At 69.1% G+C, this 20,040-nt stretch carries 18 protein-coding genes; 7 read left to right on the top strand and 11 right to left on the bottom strand.

The genetic code is table 11. From position 1 onward, the window contains the following. Positions 1-40 precede the first annotated feature (40 nt). From OG943_RS38965 to OG943_RS38950, 4 genes are all read left to right on the top strand, one after another. Positions 41-1,231 carry a hypothetical protein gene (locus OG943_RS38965; RefSeq protein WP_328605921.1) on the top strand — a complete coding sequence of 397 codons (1,191 nt, stop codon included), beginning with the start codon at positions 41-43 and terminating at the stop codon, positions 1,229-1,231. Continuing rightward, positions 1,156-1,758, top strand: a complete 603-nt coding sequence (locus tag OG943_RS38960) for a hypothetical protein (protein WP_328605920.1) — start codon at positions 1,156-1,158, stop codon at positions 1,756-1,758. The genes OG943_RS38965 and OG943_RS38960 overlap by 76 nt, the downstream gene beginning before the upstream one ends. Before the next feature lie 8 nt (positions 1,759-1,766). Further along, a complete protein-coding gene (locus OG943_RS38955) occupies positions 1,767-2,237 on the top strand; it encodes an NUDIX hydrolase (RefSeq protein WP_328605919.1) in 471 nt (156 codons plus the stop codon). 630 nt (positions 2,238-2,867) lie between these two features. Then, the gene (locus OG943_RS38950; protein WP_328612264.1) at positions 2,868-3,230 is read left to right on the top strand and encodes a histone-like nucleoid-structuring protein Lsr2; all 363 of its coding nucleotides are present in this window, start codon (positions 2,868-2,870) and stop codon (positions 3,228-3,230) included. A gap of 84 nt (positions 3,231-3,314) precedes the next feature. Here OG943_RS38950 and OG943_RS38945 read toward each other — a convergent pair whose 3' ends face one another. The 4 genes from OG943_RS38945 to OG943_RS38930 all read right to left on the bottom strand — a co-directional run bounded on the left by OG943_RS38945 (position 3,315) and on the right by OG943_RS38930 (position 6,921). After that, a complete protein-coding gene (locus OG943_RS38945) occupies positions 3,315-4,790 on the bottom strand; it encodes an ASCH domain-containing protein (RefSeq protein ID WP_328605918.1) in 1,476 nt (491 codons plus the stop codon). After that, positions 4,787-5,392, bottom strand: a complete 606-nt coding sequence (locus OG943_RS38940) for an ATP-binding protein (RefSeq protein ID WP_328605917.1) — start codon at positions 5,390-5,392, stop codon at positions 4,787-4,789. Before OG943_RS38940 ends, OG943_RS38945 begins: the two co-directional genes overlap by 4 nt. After that, positions 5,389-6,288 carry a hypothetical protein gene (locus OG943_RS38935; protein ID WP_328605916.1) on the bottom strand — a complete coding sequence of 300 codons (900 nt, stop codon included), beginning with the start codon at positions 6,286-6,288 and terminating at the stop codon, positions 5,389-5,391. The genes OG943_RS38940 and OG943_RS38935 overlap by 4 nt, the downstream gene beginning before the upstream one ends. Positions 6,289-6,696: 408 nt before the next feature. Beyond that, a complete protein-coding gene (locus OG943_RS38930; RefSeq protein WP_328605915.1) occupies positions 6,697-6,921 on the bottom strand; it encodes a TIGR02391 family protein in 225 nt (74 codons plus the stop codon). A 970-nt stretch (positions 6,922-7,891) separates the two neighbouring features. Here OG943_RS38930 and OG943_RS38925 point away from each other — a divergent pair. Further along, positions 7,892-10,240, top strand: coding sequence for a hypothetical protein (locus tag OG943_RS38925; RefSeq protein WP_328605914.1), 2,349 nt, complete (start codon positions 7,892-7,894; stop codon positions 10,238-10,240). A gap of 520 nt (positions 10,241-10,760) precedes the next feature. Here the strand turns inward: OG943_RS38925 and OG943_RS38920 are convergent. From OG943_RS38920 to OG943_RS38890, 7 genes are read right to left on the bottom strand one after another with little or no spacing between them, the layout of a single operon-like run. Next, complete coding sequence (locus tag OG943_RS38920; RefSeq protein WP_328605913.1) at positions 10,761-12,107, bottom strand: carotenoid oxygenase family protein; 1,347 nt, start codon at positions 12,105-12,107, stop codon at positions 10,761-10,763. Between the two features lie 26 nt (positions 12,108-12,133). Beyond that, on the bottom strand, positions 12,134-13,522 hold the full coding sequence (locus OG943_RS38915; protein WP_328605912.1) for an MFS transporter: 1,389 nt from the start codon (positions 13,520-13,522) through the stop codon (positions 12,134-12,136). Further along, positions 13,515-13,766 carry a hypothetical protein gene (locus OG943_RS38910; RefSeq protein ID WP_328605911.1) on the bottom strand — a complete coding sequence of 84 codons (252 nt, stop codon included), beginning with the start codon at positions 13,764-13,766 and terminating at the stop codon, positions 13,515-13,517. Before OG943_RS38910 ends, OG943_RS38915 begins: the two co-directional genes overlap by 8 nt. A gap of 49 nt (positions 13,767-13,815) precedes the next feature. Further along, on the bottom strand, positions 13,816-14,331 hold the full coding sequence (locus tag OG943_RS38905) for an SRPBCC family protein (protein WP_328605910.1): 516 nt from the start codon (positions 14,329-14,331) through the stop codon (positions 13,816-13,818). A gap of 49 nt (positions 14,332-14,380) precedes the next feature. Then, on the bottom strand, positions 14,381-15,304 hold the full coding sequence (locus OG943_RS38900; protein ID WP_328605909.1) for a VOC family protein: 924 nt from the start codon (positions 15,302-15,304) through the stop codon (positions 14,381-14,383). Position 15,305: 1 nt separating this feature from the next. Beyond that, positions 15,306-16,163 carry a fumarylacetoacetate hydrolase family protein gene (locus OG943_RS38895; RefSeq protein ID WP_328605908.1) on the bottom strand — a complete coding sequence of 286 codons (858 nt, stop codon included), beginning with the start codon at positions 16,161-16,163 and terminating at the stop codon, positions 15,306-15,308. 40 nt (positions 16,164-16,203) lie between these two features. After that, positions 16,204-17,634, bottom strand: a complete 1,431-nt coding sequence (locus OG943_RS38890) for an amidohydrolase family protein (RefSeq protein ID WP_328605907.1) — start codon at positions 17,632-17,634, stop codon at positions 16,204-16,206. A 104-nt stretch (positions 17,635-17,738) separates the two neighbouring features. Between OG943_RS38890 and OG943_RS38885 the strand changes: the two genes are divergently transcribed. Both OG943_RS38885 and OG943_RS38880 read left to right on the top strand, forming a co-directional pair. Beyond that, positions 17,739-18,428, top strand: coding sequence for a GntR family transcriptional regulator (locus OG943_RS38885; RefSeq protein WP_328605906.1), 690 nt, complete (start codon positions 17,739-17,741; stop codon positions 18,426-18,428). Positions 18,429-18,857: 429 nt separating this feature from the next. Continuing rightward, positions 18,858-19,625, top strand: coding sequence for a hypothetical protein (locus OG943_RS38880; RefSeq protein WP_328605905.1), 768 nt, complete (start codon positions 18,858-18,860; stop codon positions 19,623-19,625). The last annotated feature ends 415 nt before the right edge of the window (positions 19,626-20,040 follow it).

Raw genomic sequence — 20,040 nt, 5'->3', positions numbered from 1 at the left:
CGGCGCCAGCCCTGCAGCTCACGGGAGACGAGGAACCATCGTGTATCGCTCGACATTCCCCACCAGCCCACACCTGGAGGCCTATCTGCGCTCCGGCCGGATGATCTCCGAGCACGAGACCGCGCAGGACATGGTGACCCGCATCGTCGCCACGCTGGAGCACGCCGACGCCCGCTTCGACCCGGCCGGCGCCGAGGCGTTCAGCGAACGGCTCGGCTGGGCCCTGGACACGGAACGGATCGTGTTCTCCACCCCGATCATGACCAACGCCGGCCGGTACTTCGACCGGCCGCTGGCCGCGTGCGCGGTCCCGCCGGTGGACCTGCGCGGAGACCTCGCCGCGGTGAAGACGATCGTGGACGGCTACCACCGGGCCGGGATGGGCACCGGGTTCTCCCTCGATGAGCTGGACGACCCGGTCGGGGTGCTGCGCTACCTCAACGACGTCGCCGTCACCGGTGCCGCGTCCGGCGGCGAGGACCGGCCGGTCGGGAACATGGCCATCCTGTCGCTCGACCACCCGGCCGCCGGGGAGTTCATCGGCTGCAAGGTCGGCGCCGACGCCCGCGGCGAGCACTGGAAATTCAACATCTCGCTGCACGTCACCGACGCGCAGATGCGGGCCGCACTCGGCGGGCCCGGCCGGGAGCGGAACCTGCTGACCGCCGCGGCGCAGGCCGCGCACGTCTGCGCGGATCCGGGGCTGCTGTTCGCCGACCGGATGAACGAGGCCAACCCGACCCCGGAGGCCGGCGCCTACGTCTCGACCGCACCGTGTGCGGAGGTCGGCCTGGTCGCCGGGGAGACCTGCCAGTTCGGGTACCTCAACCTCGGCCGCTTCCACACCGGCGACGCCCTCGTCCCGGTTGACCTCGACGCGCTCGCATCCACCACCCGCACGCTGGTGCGGGCGCTGGACGACGCGATCGAGGCCAGCCTCGCCCACTACCCATCGCCGCTGTCGGCGCAGGTCATGGGCGTCAAACGCAAGATCGGTGTCGGGGTGTGCGGGCTGGCGGACCTGCTGCTCGCCGCCGGGCATCCGTACGACAGCGTCGAGGGACGGCGGCTGGCTCAGGAGGTGCTGGCGCTGGTCAACTACACCTCCAAACTCGCCTCCGTCGAGCTCGCCCGCACCCGCGGCGGCTGCCCCCCGTGGCCGGCGGCCGGTCCCGCTACGCCGACCCGGCGTTCCTGCGCCGCTTCGCCTCGCTGGAGGTCGACAGCGTGACCCGCGGCGACTGGGCCGCCCTCGCCGATGACATCGCCACCACCGGCTTGCTGCGTAACTCCTCCACGATCGCGGTGCCGCCGACCGGCCGCTCGGCGCCGGTCGTGCACGCCTCGACCGGGATCGAGCCGCTGTTCCGGCTCTCCGACGACCTGCCCGGCCACCAGCGGGCCGACGTCGTCGCCGCGCTCACGGCCGCCGGCCGGACCGACGTGCTCGGGTTCGTGGCCACGCACGGCCGGCTCCCGGCCGATCCGACGCTGCCCGAGCGGCTGCGGGGCGTGCTGGCGACCGCGACGCAGATCAGCCCGTCCGGGCACCTCGCGATGGCCGCCGCCGTGCAGGCCTGCGTGGACGAGGCCGTGTCCAAGACGGTCAACCTGCCCGGCACGGCGTCCCCGACTGACGTGTACGACACGTACGCCACCGCGTTCGAGCTGGGCTGCAAGGGCATTACCGTGTATGTCGACGGATCACGCTCCGTCCAGCCGCAAGCCCTCGCCACCGCACCCGCGACCGCCCGCTGAGGAGACCCATGGCCGCCCCGCAGTACGTGTTCGACACCAAGCACGACCGCTACCCCCTCGCCGTGCACGTCTTCCTTGTCCAGCAAGGAAAAATCTTGCTCATGCGCCGGGCCGGCAGCGGCTACGCCGACGGGCAGCTCGGGCTCCCGGCAGGACACGTCGATTTGGGCGAGACCCCGACCGCGTGCGCGGTCCGCGAAGTCGCCGAAGAACTGGGCGTCGTCCTGGACCCGGCCGACCTGCGACCGGGCGGCACGATGTTCCGCAACTCCCAGGAACCGCGGGTCGACATCTTCTTCACCACCCGCTCCTGGAACGGCACCCCGGAGATCCGCGAACCGCACAAATGCACCGAACTCGCCTGGGCCGACCCGGAGCAGCTGCCCGCCGACGCGCTCGAGTTCATCGGGCCCGCGTGGCACGACGCGCAGAACGGGCGCGTGCTGCGCGAGTTCGGCTTCACCCAGGTCCCCGCGTAGGGAGCGCCTGGGCCACAGCCCTGGAGACGTGAGTGGGGCCTGCCGCGGACAACGCGCGGCAGGCCCCACTCACGTTCGCCGGCGACAACGCCGACCCGATCCCCGTCGCGATCGAAACTCCCCCCGGCCTGCTCGTGGCAGCATTGCGCCAGACCGGTCGCCGGTTCTACGCGATCAACCCGATGGCGATGGCCCGCTACCTCGAGCGCCACTCCGTTGCGCGCAAGAAGTCCGACCACATCGACGCCACGACGCCACGACGCCGGCGAACGTCCTGCGGACGACGCCCACGTCCACCGGCCGTTACCGCCGACAGCAACCTCGTCCGGACCGTGGCGGCGCACCCAGGCCGTCCAGGAATTGCGGGCGGTGCTGCGCGAGTACTACCCCGGTTTCCTAGCCGTTCGCCAAGAGCACCGTGACCAATCTGGCCAGCCTCGAAGCACGCGCTGTCCTGCGTCTCGCGCCGACTCCCGCCGCCGCGGCGCGGCTGACGAAGACTCAGTTTCCCCCTGCAGCCCGGACACCTTGGCGACCCGCGTCGAGAGTATTGATCGACCGGAGCTACTGTGAATTGTTTCCCGCAGGGGAATTATGTTCGGAGAACAAAAGAAAGGGTGGATGATATCCATAGCGCAGAAAGTCCGAGTCGACTTGGTCGACGATATCGACGGAAGTGATGCCGCGCAGACCGTTCCGTTCGCGTTGGACGGGGTCACCTACGAGATCGACCTGTCCGACGGCAACGCAGCGCGCCTGCGCGACGGACTCGCCCCCTTCATCGCGGCGGCACGTCGCACCGGGGGCCGCAAGACACACTCAATGACACCGAACGCCAGCGGCACCAAGGTCGCCACCGACCGAGAGCACACCCGCGCCGTCCGGCGAGCGAGGATCGCAACTCGGTTCCGTGGTCATGCTCGTTTCCCAGCAGAGCCGCAGCGCTGGCCGTCCGCGGCCAGCGAGGATCGCAACAAGGCCGAGGCCAGGTAACCTCGGCAACCGTGCGAGAGCGCGTCCACCAAGGTGACGCCGGCGAGTCTCGGCCCGAGCCGCCGGGGACCTGCCGTCGCAGGGTCAGGCGGGCCGGGGCGGGTCGACCAGTTCGATGCCGATGGCGACGACGCCGAGGGCTTCGCGTTCGGGCGGGTAGATCTGGCGGATGTTGGCCAGCTGCTCGGCGCGGGTGGCGGTCGGGTTGACCGCGGCGACGTCCTGGTGGTCGAACATCTCCTCGAAGCCGGCGTACCGGTTGACCGTGGTGACGCGGGTGAGGACCTGGTCACCCTGGCAGCGGAACCGGATCAGCGATCCGGCCTTGATCTTGCGGCGGCTGGAGTCGTTGACCCGGATCTCGGTGGTCTTGCGGCCGGTGGCGATCAGGTCGAAGTAGCGCTTGTAGATGCCCATCTCGTGGGCGCGCACGACGGTACCGGTGGGGCGTGCGGTCATCAGGCGGCCCAGTTCCTTGACGGTGAACGAGCGGAAGAAGTGCTTCGGATCGGTCAGCAGCTCGCCGACCAGCCAGACCAGCGCGTCGACGTAGTCGTCGACGCTGCCGGGCCAGGCGGTGGTGTCGAGCATCCACGGCTCGACGTCGGCCGGGAGCGCGTCGATGCCGCGTTCGCGCAGCAGCGACTTGGACAGTTTCGCCCCGGTCGGGGCGAGCACCTGCGGGGTGAAGATCCGGCTCGGCATGTGCGCCGGCGGGGTGTCCAGGACGCCGAGGGCGCCGTCGACGAGCTGGCAGCCGAAGGTCCAGTCGCCGCCCTTCATCATCACGTGCAGCGTGCGCTCGTCGCGGCCGAACGCACGCTCCTTGACCAGGTTCCGGTACAGCGTCGCGAGATCCAGGTAGGGAGCGTCGTCCTCGGGGTCGATGTGCGCCTCGTAGGGGCCGTGGTCGAAGGAGGCCGCAGTGAAGGTGGCGCCGTCCTCGTCCAGGTGCGCGAGCTTGGTGCGGTCGCCACGTTTCTCCGCCCACCCGCACTCCGGGCAGGGGATGCGGACGTGGACGACGCCGTGGCTGGGGGCCATCCACCAGCGGATGTCCTCCAGCCGTTCCAGGGTGCGGAGGAACTCAGCCCGGAAGCCGGGGCTGGCCTGCTGGTCGGTGTAGGTCTCGACCGCGTAGTCGGTGTCGGTGGCCTCCGAGAGCGAGTCGAAGAACGCACGGTAGTAGCGCTCGATCAGCTCGCCGATGCCGTCCTTGCCCAGGGCGTGGACATAGGTCTGCTGGAACGCGTGGTGGGTCTCGGGGTCCAGCACGACGTCGTGCGGGGCGTTGTCCAGCGCGCCGAAGCGGACGGTGGTGTCGATCGAGAACTCCCGCCGCGCGGTCTTGGCGAGCAGGAACGCCGCGGCCTGCACCAGGTTCGTCCCGAGGTGCGGGGCGCCGTTGATCTGGGTACCGACCACGAACTCGATCCGCACCGGCCGGGCGGCAAGCACCCGCGGGCGGAGGATGTCGATCGTGCGCAGCAGCGCGTTGGCCAGCACGCTGTTCGGCGAGATCAGCAGTGAGGACTTCCCGTTGCGGGACACGGTGTTCACACGCCCCGGCTGGGTTTGGGCAGGCGCAGGTTGGCGCAGATGAAATCCAGCCGCGCCGCGGCGGCGTCGGGGGCGACGAACACCGGCTCGTAGCCGGCGTCGTAGTAGCCCTGCACGATCAGCTCGTGCACCCGGCGGATCTCCCGCTCCTTGGCCCACACGATGTCGTCGGGATCCTCGAAGGTGTCCAGCGGATCGAGCACGAAAACCGCGTCGTAGCGGTACCGCGCGGTGGCGTCCTCCAGTTCGGTGGTCGGCTTCAGGCCGAAGAAACCCTCCCAGCCGTAGCCGTCGGGGATGCCCCGGTTGTAGAACCGGATTCCGTGCCGGTGGGCGGTGTACTCGGTGATGAACGCCTCCAGGACTTCCAGCGAATACGCGCGCCGGTCCTCGCGCAGCAGGTGCCGGCCCAGGCGCTCGCGGTGCTTGCGGTAGATCTCGCGACCCGGTTCCTCTTCCATGCACGGGATTCCGGCGGCATGCACCGCCTCGACCAGGTCGTCCTTGCCGGACGAGGGACCACCGGTGATGACGTAGCGGCGGGGCTCACCGGCCGCGACGGCCTCCAACGCGGCGGCCAGGGCTGGATTGGTGCTGGTCACAACATCGGTCCGTTCTTCTCAAGGGTATTTCCGGGGCATGGGGTGCGGGCTGCGAAGCCCTCGGTCCAGGCGTTGCCCAGGCCAGTCTCGCCGTGCAGGGCGTGCACGAACTGCTCACGGCCGGCGCCGCCGCCGGCGGCCTCGGTCAGCCGCGAGGCCTGCGCCTCGGTCAGCGCCGGAGTCCAGCCCGCGAGCGCGACCACGTCGTTCAGCGCCAGGTCGGGCGCGAACGCGGTGGTGTAGCCGATCGCCTCGGCGCGGGCGCAGGCCCACCGCCACGCCGCGGTCACCGCCTGGTGACCGATATCGATCCGGTCGCCGGCCAGACTGATCACCCGTTCGAGGCCCAGCAGCTCGGCGCGGGCGGCGTAGATCGCCGACCACAACCGGGACAGGTGCTCCTCCTGCTCGGCGACCTCCCACACGAACGGGTCCGCCTGCACCGGCTGCCGCTCGGTCACCGGCGCCAGCCTGGGCGCGATCAGCGGAGAGCGGGTGAACCGATCGGCATCCGCCAGCAGCTCCCAGGCGACCTGCTCGACCAGCCTGGGCTCGACCCGTTTGCGGAAGTGGTGCACCTCGTGCCCGGCCTGACCGGCGGCCAGCTCACGGCGGACCGTCAGGTTCTGCCCGGGCGCGGCCGGGGGCAGCCCGAACAGCACCCGCGCCGCCGGGGCGTAACGGGTGTCCGGAAACCGGGCGAGCAGGCCGCGCAACGTGCCGTCCAGCGCCGCCATGCGGCTGGCCTCGTCGGCGGGATCCACCGCCCGCGCCCCGATCCCGCGCAACTCGAGCAACACCGGATCCGCGGTCGCCGGGGTGACCGGCAGCCCGCGGCGCAACAGCCGCCCAATCGCGGCGACCACCTCATCCTCGGCTGGGCTTTTTGTGGGCATGCAGTGAGTGAAACACAATGCCCACAAAAAGCCCAGCTTGCGGCCCATGGCGGTGGCCTCGCCTACAGGACGCCGCAAGTGACATGGTCTGCCGTCGTCGCAACGCGCCGCGAGCGCCCAGACCACTCCCGCCGCGAGCGCCGGGTGGGACCTGGCCCGGCGGCCGGCGATCAGGTGCGTCCCGGTCGGGAAGACTCGGCACTACGGCTGATGCCGTCATCGCGCGGATGCTCCAGGCCCGCCTCGCAGGCCGACCATCACGACGGCAACCAAACGTCCGCTATTGCCGATGTGCGGATGTCTGTCCAGGCCGAAAGCCTGGGTCGAGTGACACTGTCGGAGGTGGCGGTGCCGCGGTATGCCACCGGCGCTTCGAGGTCGTCGAGGTCCAAGCCATAGCGAATGTCATTAACCTTCATTTGGGGTCACCTCCGGCATCATTACAAGGCATTCGTCCAGCATGCGCGCCACCATGCTCAGCGTGGTCAACTGCTCGAATGCTTCCTGCTCGTCTACTTCCCCCGAGTCATGTGCCGCCAGGTGCGCAGCCGGGTTGCGGATGAACCACACGCACCCCTGCGTCATCAAGAGCGCCCCGTTGGCGGCTTTGCACGGTCTGGTCCGCTTGATCACCCGGAACCCTCAGGCGCGGCTTCCCTGGTGACGGCAGATTGGAGCTGAGGCACTCCTGGAACAGCTTGTCATCGGAGACGTCCCGGCGACCGACCTTGGCCTGAATCCGGGCGTTAACCGCTGAACCCTCCGCTGGAATTAAGAGAAGCTCAAAGTGATGAGCAGGGTGCAAGCGACAGTGCTCACTGGTATCGGGCTGCTCGACCACTGTGCCCACTTTTCAGTGCCGATATTTGCCCCGGCTTGAGGCATAGCTTTGTGGCTCGGCGGTGTCGACCGCGAGAACCCTCGCCCTCACCGTTCTGCGGGGCGTCTGATCGAGGCTGTGGTGTCAGCTGGCAAGACGGCGATCTACCAGCATTTATGCCGCTGGTCACGCCGTCACGGCGCACGCGCCTGCCCACGGGCCAGAAAGGCCGACTGTGGGAGCGGCGCCTCGGCGATCCGACACGGCGACGGAAATCGCCCGGCACGACTGGCCGAATCACCGCCACGTCGAGCCGGGCATCGATGACTCGTTCACCTCGATTCCGGAGCCCGGCCCGGCGAACCCCGATGCTGCCGAGGAGGTTCGTCAGTTGCGCACTACCTGAACTTGACGCATGCACCCCGGCATGTCGTCGTGGCTCCAGTTCCCCGCTTCCGCGATTTTGGTTTCGACACCAAACGGTCGCGCAGCGAGCAGACGAAAGGACTTTCGTGCCTGAAAAGGGGATCGTCGGGCAGACAGTTCTCTCGGACATGGTGTGCCGAGGGGCCACATCAAGATGATCAGGTGAAGAACTTGCCGCAGTCCGGCGTGACTTCCTGGTGCACACCGGCTTCTCCGATCGGCCGGGACGGGAAGCCGCACGGACGGCGACGGGAACGCCCTGTGGCTTCTGAACTTGAGGAGCCTCTGAGCCCGCCCGTCACGGGCGTGGTGTGGCCTTCTCCGCACCGAACGAGAACAACTCGATATGGAGGACGAATGCACCGATGGGTGAGATCACTGCAGGCCGCCGTCGCCGCGGCAGCAGCCGTCACGATGGTGAGCACGACACCGGCAGCCGCGTCTCCGTCCGAGCCGGACGGCACCTCGTGGTCGGTGGTACGGGCAGGTGCCGGCTACCAGGTCACCCTGCGCCTTCCCCGGCAGCTCGATACCCGTGCCGCGGCACCGGAGATCGCGGTGAACGGCAAATCGGTCGGCGTGGCACACGAATCGCCGGACCGCAGGACGCTGACCGTCGTCACCGCTGACCCCGCTGCCGCCCACCCGAGCACTGTGCAGCTGGCGTGGAGCGGCGCTGTCGGCGGCAGCGCGCCACCGACCACGCAGCGCAGCATGATGCCGGCACCCGGCAAGCCGACGCCCGACCCGACAACCGCCGGTCAGTACCACAGCACCCGCGCCGACTACAACCTCGGTGACGCCGCCCTGACGTTGCCGGGGCTGCGCGGCAAGGCCGTAGAGGAACGGGCCGCCGTGTGGGTGCCGGACGCGCCCGGCAAGCGACCTGTCGCGATCTTCCTGCACGGTCGCTACACGCCCTGCTATGACGCGAGCACTGGCAACGTGGACGAGGCGCACTGGCCGTGCCTGGCCGGGTTCGCCCCGATCCCCAGTTACCACGGCTTCGACCAGGCTGCCGAAGTGCTGGCGAGCCACGGCTATGTCGTGGTGTCGATCAGTGCCAACGGCGTCAACGCGCAAGACAACCAGGACAGCGACGACTTCGGCACGTTGGCCCGCGGTCAGCTCGTGCTCGACCACCTGGACCTGCTGGCCAAGGCGAACGGCGGCCGCGCACCCGGCTTGAGCCCGTCGCTGCGGGACAAACTCGCCCTGGACAACGTCGGCCTGATGGGGCATTCGCGTGGCGGTGCGGGTGTGGTGAAGGCGGCGCTGCTGAACGCGGCGCTGCCGCATCCCTACGGCATCAGGGCTGTGCTGCCGCTCGCACCGACCGACTTCGACCGGGAAACGCTGCCGGACGTGCCGATGGCCGTGGTGCTGCCGTATTGCGACGGTGACGTGTTCGACCAGGAGGGCCAGCACTACTACGAGGACACTCGCTACGCCGGCCCGGACAACGTCCTGCGGGCCTCGCTGTTGGTGATGGGCGCGGATCACAACTTCTTCAACACCCAGTGGACACCAGGGGACGCGGCGGCACCGGAGGGCGACGACTGGCAAGACGAGAACGACCCCACGTGCGGTCTCGATGCACCGACCACGATCCGCCTCACCGCCGCCCAGCAGCACCAGGTCGGCGCGTCCTACATCGCCGGCTTCTTCCGGCTGGTGCTCGGCCGGGAAAATGCGTTCCTGCCGATGTTCGCCGGAAACAGCGGCAGCGCCGTCACCGTCGGCGCCGCCACAGTCCTGCAGGAGAGCCAATCGCCCGCTTCTGGTCGGCTCGACGTGGCACCGCTGCAGGGGCGGGCACGCGACGTGCAGTTTGCCGGCTCGGTGACGGGTGCGTACTGCGCAAGCATGGCCGGCCGATCGCCGCAGAGTGGCCTGCCCTCGTGTACGGAGTCCGCCCTTATCGGCAAGTTCCCGTCGTTCGCGCCGGCCAGTCTCGCGAGCAACGTGACGGCGTCCCCGATGCTGCACCTGAGCTGGACCGGAGCGGGAGCGATGACGGCCGCCGTGGCGGAGCACGACGTTTCGCGTTACGCGGCGCTGACGATCCGGGCCGCGATCGATGACACCAGCCCGTCCGCCGACCTGAAGCTCACCGTGACCGACGGGGCCGGCCGGTCGCAGTCGACGACACTGTCCGCGCTGTCCGGGGCGATGACCCCGCTGCCCGGTGCCGGCACCCGCCTGCCCAAGACTTGGCTGGAATCGGTGCGCTGGCCGATGTCGGACCTGACGCAGGTCGACGTGCACGATCTCCGGAGCGTGGTGCTGTCGACCGCGACGCCGTCCGGCGGGGTGTTCCTGTCCGATCTGGCGTTCCAGACCGCGGCGGCGGGCGCAGGCGGTCCGAGCGCGCTGCCCCGGATCTCGATCGAGGACACGACGGTCGACGTCGGCACGACCGCCACGACCGCGGCGGTTCGGCTCACGCTGTCTCGGCCGAGCCGGGTCCCGGTGGTAGCGAACGTGCAGACACTGGCCGGAGCGCAGATCGCCGCCGCGGCGTGGCGCGTGGAGATCCCGCCGGGGCGGACCAGCGCCACCGTGGTCGTCCCGGTGGCCGCCGGAACGACCAGCCCGCCCCCGGCGGACACGGCCTACAAGGTCTTGGTAGCCGCCCCGGCGAACGCGGTGCTCGACCGGAACTTCGCGAACATCACCGTGCACAACCAACCGGCGGCGAGCTGAGCGCCGCTTCGGCACAGGGAACGAACGCCGCACGCCGCTTCGAGTCGCGTGCGGCGTTTCGCGGAGCTGTCCCGTCACGCTGGCAACTGTTCAGGCCATTGTTGTGGTGTTTGCCGGTAGCCAGGGGTTTCTGGTGATGGTGTCATGGATGGCGGTGATGACGCAGCTGATCGCTCTTGCCTTGCTCCATCAGACCGGTCTTCGGGTCGTCTACCCGGCTGGTGGGCAGTGTGGCCGACGCCGAGGGTGTCACCCAGGACGTGTGCTACTCGAGGTCTCGCGATCTGTCCGCTGTGGACGGTCTACGGGCCTGGTTCATGGTTTTTCTGATGATCGTGAAGTGCCGCAGCATTTCCTCGACCGCGTTGAGTGTTTGCCCGGGTCAGCCTTGATCATCGCGATCTGCCGCCCGAGCGCTCGGGGTGAGCCGGTGACCGAGAGTCCGGGGCACCGGCCCGGCCCGGTGCGAGATCCGCGTCTCGGCCACCCGGTGCCGGTCCTGGGTGCGTCGGTGTGGTGATCACGAGGTGAGGTGCGTGTCCGGGATCCATGAGCCGTGGATTCCACTGGGCACGCGCCGGGGCAGGTCGACCGTGGCGGTGGTGCTCAGGTCGTGTGCGTCGAGGACGAGTAGCTGGGACGCGTTGGCGCGCAGGTCGCTGACGATCGTCAGCAGGTAGCCGTCGTCCTCGCCGGTGGCGCCTGCGGCGGGGACGAAGACGGCTTCCCCGGCATGCCGGTCGGGCCCCGGCCGGTGCAGGTGCCGCTCGCCGGTGGTCGTGTTCAGTTTGACGATGGCGAATTCGTCGAGCCCCGATCCTGGGAAGGCGACCGAGTAGCTGATCGCGGAGGGCAGGCCGGTGCGGTCGTCGTTGATGCTGGGGAAGTCCGTCACCAGGTCGTCGAGTTGCTGTTCGGTCGCGGTCCCGGTCGCCGGGTCCAGCAGCCACCGGGTCGCGATCGCCCCGGTGACCGGGGTGGTCGGGTAGCCGGGCGCGCCGATCCACCACTTCCACGAGGTCGCCCAGGACGCCTGGTCGTAGGCGGGTCCTTCGAGCACGATCTTGCCGTCCGGCGTGTCGTAGGCGTTGGTGACGTGCAGCAGGGCGCGCTGGCTGACCGGGATCCAGGTCACGTGCGGCGCACCGACGCGGTCGAGGACGCCGATGCGGGCCGGGTAGTCGTCATGCCAGCGGTAGGGGATGCCCGAGGTCTCCTCGGGGTCGAAAACGACTGGCAGGTCGAGGAACACGGCTTTGGTCGCGGTGATGGCGAAGTCGTGCATCAGGCTCGGGCCGCTGCCGTCGACCACCTGGCTGCGAGTGATGTGGCCCTCGGGCGAGGCGACGTAGTAGGTCAGGTGCGGCGGGAACGGCGAATAGCTGAAGAAGTGCAACTCGCCCGTCGCCGGGTCGTGCTTCGGGTGCGCGGTCATCGCCGAGGTGAGCTTGCCGTGGAAGTCGAACGGGCCGACAGTGTCGAGTTCGGGCGTGACCTCGTAGGGCAGGTTGGCTTCTTGGAGTGCGAGGAGCCGGCCGCCGTGCTCGACGATGTGGGTGCCCGCGACGCTGGCGGTGAGATCGATGCTGCCGTCTTCGCGCACGAGCGGTGCACCGTCGAGAGCCGGGGTTTTGACCCAGCGGTTGCGGTACCACTGGGCGCGCCCGTTCTCCAGGCGGACGCCGTGCAGCATGCCGGAACCCTTGAACCAGTGGCTGGGGGTGATGCCGGGCTTCGGGTTGTGGCCGTTGCGGAGGTATTCGCCGTTCAGTTCCGGCGGCAGTGCGCCGGTGACTGGCAGATCGACCGCGGTGGTCTCGTCCGGGACAGGGGTGTAGTGCCCGGTCAGGTAGGGCTTGGTCGTCATGATGATCTCCTTTTACGGCAACGGTTTCAGTGCTTGCGAAGGGCTGGTGCCCACGACAGCAGCAACGCCAGGCCGGCGAGTCCGGCCGCGGTGGCGAAGGCGGCGGCGAAGTGCGGAACGGGACCGGTGCCGGTCGCGACGGCGACCAGTGTCGCCAGACCGAGCGCACCGCCCATCTGGCGCGTGGTGTTGACCAGGCCGCTGACGAGTCCGGCTTCGCCCGGAGCGGAGTCGGCTACCGCGAGGGTGGTGACGTACACGAGACCGACCCCGATTCCCGCGCCGATCAACAGGAACGGCCCCACCAGCGCGGCATAGGCGGGGCCGGGCCCCAGTGCCAGCCACGCGAGCCCGACGGTCAAGGACACGAGGCCGCCGGCGAGCGCGGTGCGGGAGCCCACGACCGCGGCGATCCTCGGCGCCAGCAGCCCGCCGGCGGTGATCGCCGCCGCGATCGGCACCTGGGCGACGCTGGTCGCTAACGGGCTCATGCCCAGCACGATCTGCTGGTACTGGGGCAGGAAGTAGAACATGCCGACGCTGACGGCGCCGAGCAGTGTCATGATCGCGTTGGCCGTGACCAGCGGAGCGCGGGTGAACACCCGTAGCGGCACCAGCGGCCGGGCGACGCGCCGCTCGACGGAGACGAAAGCGGCCAACGCGATCACACCGAGGACGAGCGCGCCGAGGGTGACGCCGGCCGTCCAACCGGCCTGCGCACCGCTGACCAGGCCGTAGGCGATGCTCGCCATGGCGAGCGTGACGGTGGCCGCGCCGCCGACGTCGAACGTGCCACCCGCGGCCGGGAACGGGCGCACCGTCCACAGCACCACCGCGGCGACCAGCAGTCCCATCGGTGCGTTGATCAGGAAGATCCACGGCCAGCCCAGGGTCTGGCTCAGCACGCCACCGAGCAGGACACCCGCGATGCCGCCCGCACCGGACACCCCGCCCCAGATGCCCATCGCCCTGGCGCGCCCGGCGCCGTCGGGAAACAAGGCCATCACGATGGACAGCGCCGCCGGCGCCATGACCGCCCCGCCGGCTCCCTGCGCCAGCCGCGCGCCGATCAGGACCGGCCCGGTCGGAGCGAGCGCACATGAGGCCGACGCCGCCACGAATACGGCGAGACCCGCGACGAACACCCGGCGGCGACGGAACACGTCGGCGAGCCGACCGCCCAGCAACAGCAAACCGCCGAACGCGACGAGGTAGCCGTCCACCACCCAGGACAGCTCGGCCGGACCGAGGCCGAGACCGGCGCGGATGGACGGCAGCGCGACGTTCACGATCGACGAATCCAGCACGACCATGAACTGGGCCGCGGCCAGCGCGGCGAGCGCGAGCCCCTGGCGGCCCGCGCGCCGGTGATTCGAGGTGAGCGACCCGGCTATTGCGTGTGATTGATCAGTCACTTTCGTCTCCTGAAGAAAGGCCCGCGCACGGGCGGACCGAGGTCGGCTGCCCTGGAGCCCGGCACGATGAGCGCGTCGCCCTCGGTCTTCCCTGCGCGGTAGTTGCCTCTTGCGCGGTCGTGACGGTCGCGAGAACCCTGGAGCCGGCGGGAACCGGATGATCAAGCAGGAACACGAGCTTGTCGTCCCGGTGATCGTCATCGGTCACCGGGATGGCGTCGAGCTGCTGGATCTCCTCGGCCATCGCCTCCGGATGAAGGTACGGACAGGCGCAAGCCGGCCAGTAGGCGCGGTTATCCGGCTGTGCCTTCGAGGTGTGCCTTGATCAGTTCCAGGCCGGGCTGGATGCGTGCCGGGTCTTCGACCGGGTGCGGGCCGGCGGGTTCGGTGTCCGGGATCAGTCGTTCGAACAGGCGGCAGAACAGGGTTGTCCCGTCGCCGAGGTCGAAGGTGGTGAAGGTGGCGATGGCGTGCATCGCCGGGGCCAGGGTGCCGTCGTCGAGCACGTCCCGGCCGACTACCGTCCACAGTTTGCCGGGGACGCGTGCGACCACGGTGTAGAGCTTCGGCTTTTCGTTCAGTTCCGGCTGGATGGTTTCGAGTAGTACGTCGCCCAGTTCGGCGGGGACATCCTCCTTGCCGCGTTGCACCTCGGTGCCGATGGCCATCGGCAGCCATTTCGGCAGGTTCGACCAGGTGGTCACCCAGTCGTACACGTCCTGTGCCGGGCGGTTGATGACGATGCGGTTTTCGACGAACCGGATGTTCAGGTTGTCCGGGATCTGGGGCGCGTACAGGGCGGTTGTCATGATCTCTCCTTGTTTCGATGGTGGGACTGGGAAAAGCGGCCGGCCGTGGTCACCGGGAGGGTGCGTGTTGTCCGGTCATGAGCGCGGCGAGGTCGTCGGGTTCCAGGAACGACGGCGGTGGGGGCGGGCCCCAGCTGAACAGTCCCTGGGCGCCTTCGAAGACTTCCGGGGTCCAGATCTCGTCCTCGGGGATGCAGTCCATGTCGGCGTAGTACTCGCTGAAGTTTCCCGCCGGATCCTTGAGGTACCAGAAGAAGTTGGATCCCGCGTGGTGCCTGCCGAGGCCCCAGACGTGGCGGTCGGGGTTGCCGGCCAGCATCGCCGCCGCGCCTCGTCCGACGTCGTCGATGTCGTCGACCTGCCAGGACGTGTGGTGCAGGAAGTTCACCGGTGCCGCGAGCGCCAGCACGTTGTGGTGATCGACCGAGCAGCGCATGAAGGCGCCTTTGTCCCCGATGTAGTCGCTGACCTTGAAGCCGAGTCCCTCGGTGAAGAACCGCATGGTGGCGTCGAGGTCGGTCGTGCCCACCACGCAGTGGCCGAGTTTCTTGGGCCGGATCGGGTCCTCGCGCAGCACTCCGGGCGCGCGGCCGAACCGCTCGATGCGGCCGGGCCCGTTGTAGGGGGTGGCCGGGACGGGCTGCTGCACGATTCTCGGCGCGATCTCGACGCGGACGGTGAACCCGGAAACCGGCTCGATCGCGGTGACCGCGGTGCCGTCCGCGCCACCGGCCACGCCGAGGTCGTTCAGCCGTGACGCGGTCCGCGCGAGGTCGTCGAGGTCGTCGACGCCCACTCCGAGTTCGAGCAACCGACGGGATGCGGCGTGCCGGACACGCAGCTGCTCGCCGCCTTCGCGGGTGGTGAAGGCCCCGTCACCGAGGTGGGTGAGCCCGAAATCGGCGTAGTAGGCGATGGTTTCCGCGACGTTCGGGACACCCATCGTGACCCGGGTGAGGCGGTGCATGCTCATGTCAGTTCTCCTGTGCGGCAACGAATGTCTGGTGCATCTCACCGATGCCTTCGATCCGGCTGACGAGGTGCTCGCCGGCCCGCAGGAACCGTTGCGGTGTGCGGCCCATGCCCACGCCGGCCGGGGTTCCGGTGAAGAGGAGGTCGCCCGGGTACAGGGTGATGGTCCGCGACAGCGCGGAAATCAGCCTGGCGACCGGGAAGATCAGCTGCCCGGTGCGGCCGTCCTGCATGGTCTCGCCGTCGACCGCGCAGCCGAGCGCCAGGTCGTCCCGGTCCGCCAGCTCGTCCGGTGTGACCAGCCAGGGCCCGACCGGTGCGAAGTTCGGGAACGACTTGCCCAGGCTGAACTGCGGGGCGGGACCGGCCAGTTGCGCGACGCGTTCGGACAGGTCCTGCCCGATCGTCACCCCGGCGACGTGGTCCCACGCGTCGGATTCCGCGACCCGGGTGGCGGTCCGGCCGATGACGGCGACGAGTTCCACCTCCCAGTCCACGTTCCCGTCGGCGGGCAGCACGACTTCCGCGTCGGGGCCGGTCAGCGAGGAGACGAACTTGGTGAACGTCGGGGGAAGTCCGTCCGGTGCGGCGAAGCCGGACTCGGCGGCGTGGGCGTCGTAGTTCAGGCCGATCGCGACGATCTGCCGCGGGGCGGGTGAGGGCGAGCCGAGCTGCGCGCGGGTGAAGACGACGTCGGGTTCAGCGGGCGGCTGCTCCGCCCAGGCCCGGAACCCGTCCCAGTCCTCGTAGACGGAGGCGAGATCGGGGCCGAACTTGCCGCCCGACGCCGTTTCGACGTCGATTCCGGTGTCGTCGGCGGTCAGCAGCACCGCGCGACCGTCCACATTGGCCAGTTTCATTGTTTTTCCTTTCCGGGATTCGGTCGGACATTCGGCAGGGTTACCCGTGGGTGGCTGCTGGCCGGTAGTCGGTGTAGGTGTAGGGGTTGTCGAGGACTTTGGTGTCGGGGATTTCGGGGTTCATGCCGTCGCGCCAGGCTTGCTCGCCGAGTTCGGCGCGCAGGTGGTCGACGGTGGCGTTGACTGCGCGGCGGGCGCTGGCCAGGTCGACGCCGACCAGGCGGTGGTCGCGCTTCACGATCCGGCCGTCGACCAGGACTGTGTCGACGTCGGCGCGCTGAGCCTGCATGACGATGTGTCCGTGCGGGTGCAGTATCGGTGTCATCGCCGGCGAGTTGTCGTTGCGGACGAGTACGAGGTCCGCTTTTTTGCCGACCTCGATGCTGCCGATCTCGCTGTCCCGTCCGAGTGCTCGTGCTCCTCCTCGGGTGGCCCATTCGACGACCTGGTCGGCGTGCAGGGAGACGTGGGTGACGGTTTCGTCGCGGGCGTGTGCTTGCAGGTGCTCGTAGGCGCGGTCGGCGCCGAGTGTCGAGCGCATGGCGGAGAACAGGTCGCTGCTGCCGAGTACGCAGCTGTCTTGTGACAGCGAGATCGGGATGCCGTGGGCGCGCAGTGCGGCGGTCGCGGGATAGCCTTGTCCGGCGTTCTGCTCGCTTTCGGTGGCCACTGATACCGATCCGCCGGTCGCCGCGATGCGGGCGTAGGAGTCCGCGGAGAACGTGGAGGCGTGCACGTACACGGTCCTGGCCTCGCTGTAGCCGTGCTCGTGGATCAGTCGCAGGGCGTCGTCGCCTGATGCGCCCCGGATTCCGGCGTGGGTGGTCACCGCCAGGTCGAGGTCTCGGGCGACCTCGAACGCGGGCTGTTCGGGGAAGCTCGGGTCGCCGGTGACGTCGAAGGCGATCTGGAAGCCTTCGAGGTCGCCGGACCGGCGGTCGAAGAACGTGCGGAACTCGGGTGTGCCGGTCCAGTTCGCGGGTGCGTCCTGGATGTTGCCGTAGGCCAGCACGAACTTCCCCGGTACCGAGGCGAGCGCGTCGACCGCGGCGTCGGCGTGGTCGATGGTCTGCAGCCCGTGCGACCAGTCCACGCTGGTGGTGACCCCGGCGTCGAGCGCCTCCAGCGCGCCGAGGACGTTGCCGGCGTGGATGTCCTCGGGCCGGAACTTCGTGCCCCAGTTCAGGTAGTACCACACGAAGTACTGGGTGAGGGTCCAGTCCGCGCCGTAGCCGCGGGTCGTGGTCTGCCACATGTGCCGGTGGGTGTCGACCATCCCGGGCATCACCACGCCACCGCGGGCGTCGATCTCGTCGGTGCCGTCAGGAACGACGAGGCCAACACCGATAGCGGCGATCCGGCCGTCGACCACAAGCACGTCGTGCCCTTCCAGCACAGTGCGGCCGGAATCCATGGTGAGGACCGTCCCGCCACGGAGGACGGTCGGACGTCGAAGGGTGTTCGTGGGCATCAATGACTCCTCGTGCGGCTGGTGGGCCCGTGGGGCTGAATTCGAAACTAGACCTAAACTTTCGAAAGTTCAACCCGGATTCGTAAAGTGCTAGGGTGGAGGGCATGACCAAGAGCGGCGGAGCGACCCGCACCGACGGCATCCACCAGGCGTTGCGCGCCGACATCCTCGCCGGTCGCCTGGTACCGGGCGACCGGCTCAAGTTCCCGGACCTGGCCGACCGCTACCAAGTGAGCGTCGGTGCCACCCGCGAGGCGCTGACGAGACTGGTCGCCGAAGGGCTGGTGATGGCCAGGCCGCGTCAGGGTTACCTGGTCCGGCCGCTGTCCCATCACGATCTAGCCGAGCTGACACAGGCGCGGGCGGAGATCGAATCCCTGGTATTGGGGCTGTCGGTGCGGGAAGGCGACATGCGCTGGGAGGCCGATGCCGTTGCCGCGCACCACCTTCTGGAACGCGCGCCGTATCGCGACCCGGCCGATCCGGACCACCTGTCCGACGAGTGGTCGCAGGCGCACGCGGCCTTCCACCACGCGCTGCTGGCCGGCTGCCGCAACCAGCGGCTGCTCGACGCGGCACGGTCGTTGCGGCAGGAGGCCGAGCTGTACCGGCAGTGGTCGGTGTCTTTGGGCAACGAACCCGGCCGCGACGTCGCCGCCGAGCATCGAGCGCTACTCGACGCCGTGCTCGCGCGCGATGCCGGCCAAGCGCAGAACCTGCTGCGCGACCACATCGCACACACCGCCCAGCTGCTGATCAGCTGCGCACCCGACCAACCCAACCAGGCCGAGTGAGTGGCCGAAGAACGAGGCCGTGACGGAAGCGACCCCGGTGGTCATATCGTCACCTCGACTGACCAGCTGCGGAGCTGGGGCGAATCCAAGCGGAATCGAATGGTGCCGTGGCGATCCGGTGGACACAGTTGGCACCCGCTGATTCCGATCGCAGTCACACATCCCCGTCTGCCGCTGAGCGGTCATTCGGGAACGCGGCGTTCGCCAGTTGCCAGCGCGATAACCTTCTGCACTTCTGCACTTCTGTCGGTGGCCTGCGGCTGGTGAAGATAGTGCTCCCCGCGGCGAGGCCCACCGCGGCACACGGGCTCGGGAGACCGGGGGATCTTGACACCGTAATTCGCGAATCCCCTCAGTAGAGCGGGGTTGGCTGATGGGTGGGCGTTTGCGTGGTCGGTCACGTTGCTCGGCGTTGGTTAGAATCTCGCTGTGAGTTGGGATGCCGCTGGTCGGGAGCTGGTCTCGTGGCTCGGCACGCCGGAGACTGATGTCGGGTGGTGTGGGTACGAGGTCGGTTCGCGACCGGATGCGGTGTGGCTGCTGCACGCGATGTACGAGCGTGGGTCGGACGCGGTCGAACTCACCTATGATCAACGCTGGCGGCAGCGGCTGGCCGAAGGTCTCGAGCGGCCGACCTTCGTTGATGGGGTCGACCTCGATGCCGGGGCGGTGCTCACCGGGGCCGGCCTGGGCCGCTCCGAGCATCCCGGTGTGGGGTGGGAGAGATTGCGCTGGGCCGAGCTGGCTGCTCGGCTGGATCAGCCGGTGGTGATCGAGGGCGACTACCCGAGCTATCGCAGTCTGGGCGGCGCGCGCACCAGTGGGAGTTGGCCGGTGAGTGTCCGCCCGCCCGCCGAGGGCTCCCTCGACCGGGAGTCGTGGCGAGCACTGATCGACGTCCTGCTCGCATGGTGCCGGAACGGGAGCGACACCCCGTGCGTGGCCTACTTCGGCCCCGGCGTCAGCGGGGAGTTCGACACCGGAGTCACCGTCTCGGGCCTGCTCGGCGACGCCGTCGACCTCTACGACCACCCCAGCGGAGCCGGCTCACCGTCGAACATGTGGGCAGCCGATCACTCCTGGATCACCTGGTCTGATTGGGATCTCTGCGGCACCAAAGTGGCCGGCCCGACCTCGCTGGTCGGGGCACTCCAAGCAGCAGCCGAACTGGAAGCCCTACGCCTGCCCTGGTGCTGAGCGTCCAACGGCCCTGCAGAGGCTAAACCTCCACAACGCCCCCGATCGAACATCCTCTGCCGCATCGCGCGCGTTAACCGAACGCGCGCACATGCCGATGAGCGGACGTCATCTGGGCTGATGGAGGGAGTTCTGGCGACTGGTCAGGCTGTGCCGATGCAGTTCGGTGGGGCCGAGGTGCTGGTGGCGACGGTGCCGGTGGCTGGGACCGAGCCGACGTCGAGCCTGGGTGATGCGGGCGCGAAGGCGGTGGACGGGAGGCCCGAACGTCGTCCTCGTTCTGTGGTTACGCGGCCCGTACCGCAGCCTTCGTGGATTCGCGAGGCGTAATCCGATCGTAGGATGACGACGTCGTCGGGCGGCTCGGATCCGACATATATCGTCCATCAGGCACTCGGGCGGATTCCTTGGCCGT

The sequence above is a fragment of the Amycolatopsis sp. NBC_00345 genome (assembly GCF_036116635.1).
Lineage (GTDB): Bacteria > Actinomycetota > Actinomycetes > Mycobacteriales > Pseudonocardiaceae > Amycolatopsis.
Note: the sequence above shows the minus strand (reverse complement) of the source record. Positions and strands in the feature narration are given on the sequence as shown.

Excerpts from the sequence above, each read along its gene's own strand:
- OG943_RS38955 (WP_328605919.1), top strand. The coding sequence starts at position 1,767 with ATGGCCGCCCCGCAGTACGTGTTCGACACCAAGCACGACCGCTACCCC.
- OG943_RS38935 (WP_328605916.1), bottom strand. The coding sequence starts at position 6,288 with ATGCCCACAAAAAGCCCAGCCGAGGATGAGGTGGTCGCCGCGATTGGG.
- OG943_RS38925 (WP_328605914.1), top strand. The coding sequence starts at position 7,892 with ATGCACCGATGGGTGAGATCACTGCAGGCCGCCGTCGCCGCGGCAGCA.
- OG943_RS38920 (WP_328605913.1), bottom strand. The coding sequence starts at position 12,107 with ATGACGACCAAGCCCTACCTGACCGGGCACTACACCCCTGTCCCGGAC.
- OG943_RS38910 (WP_328605911.1), bottom strand. The coding sequence starts at position 13,766 with ATGGCCGAGGAGATCCAGCAGCTCGACGCCATCCCGGTGACCGATGAC.
- OG943_RS38905 (WP_328605910.1), bottom strand. The coding sequence starts at position 14,331 with ATGACAACCGCCCTGTACGCGCCCCAGATCCCGGACAACCTGAACATC.
- OG943_RS38900 (WP_328605909.1), bottom strand. The coding sequence starts at position 15,304 with ATGAGCATGCACCGCCTCACCCGGGTCACGATGGGTGTCCCGAACGTC.
- OG943_RS38895 (WP_328605908.1), bottom strand. The coding sequence starts at position 16,163 with ATGAAACTGGCCAATGTGGACGGTCGCGCGGTGCTGCTGACCGCCGAC.
- OG943_RS38890 (WP_328605907.1), bottom strand. The coding sequence starts at position 17,634 with ATGCCCACGAACACCCTTCGACGTCCGACCGTCCTCCGTGGCGGGACG.
- OG943_RS38885 (WP_328605906.1), top strand. The coding sequence starts at position 17,739 with ATGACCAAGAGCGGCGGAGCGACCCGCACCGACGGCATCCACCAGGCG.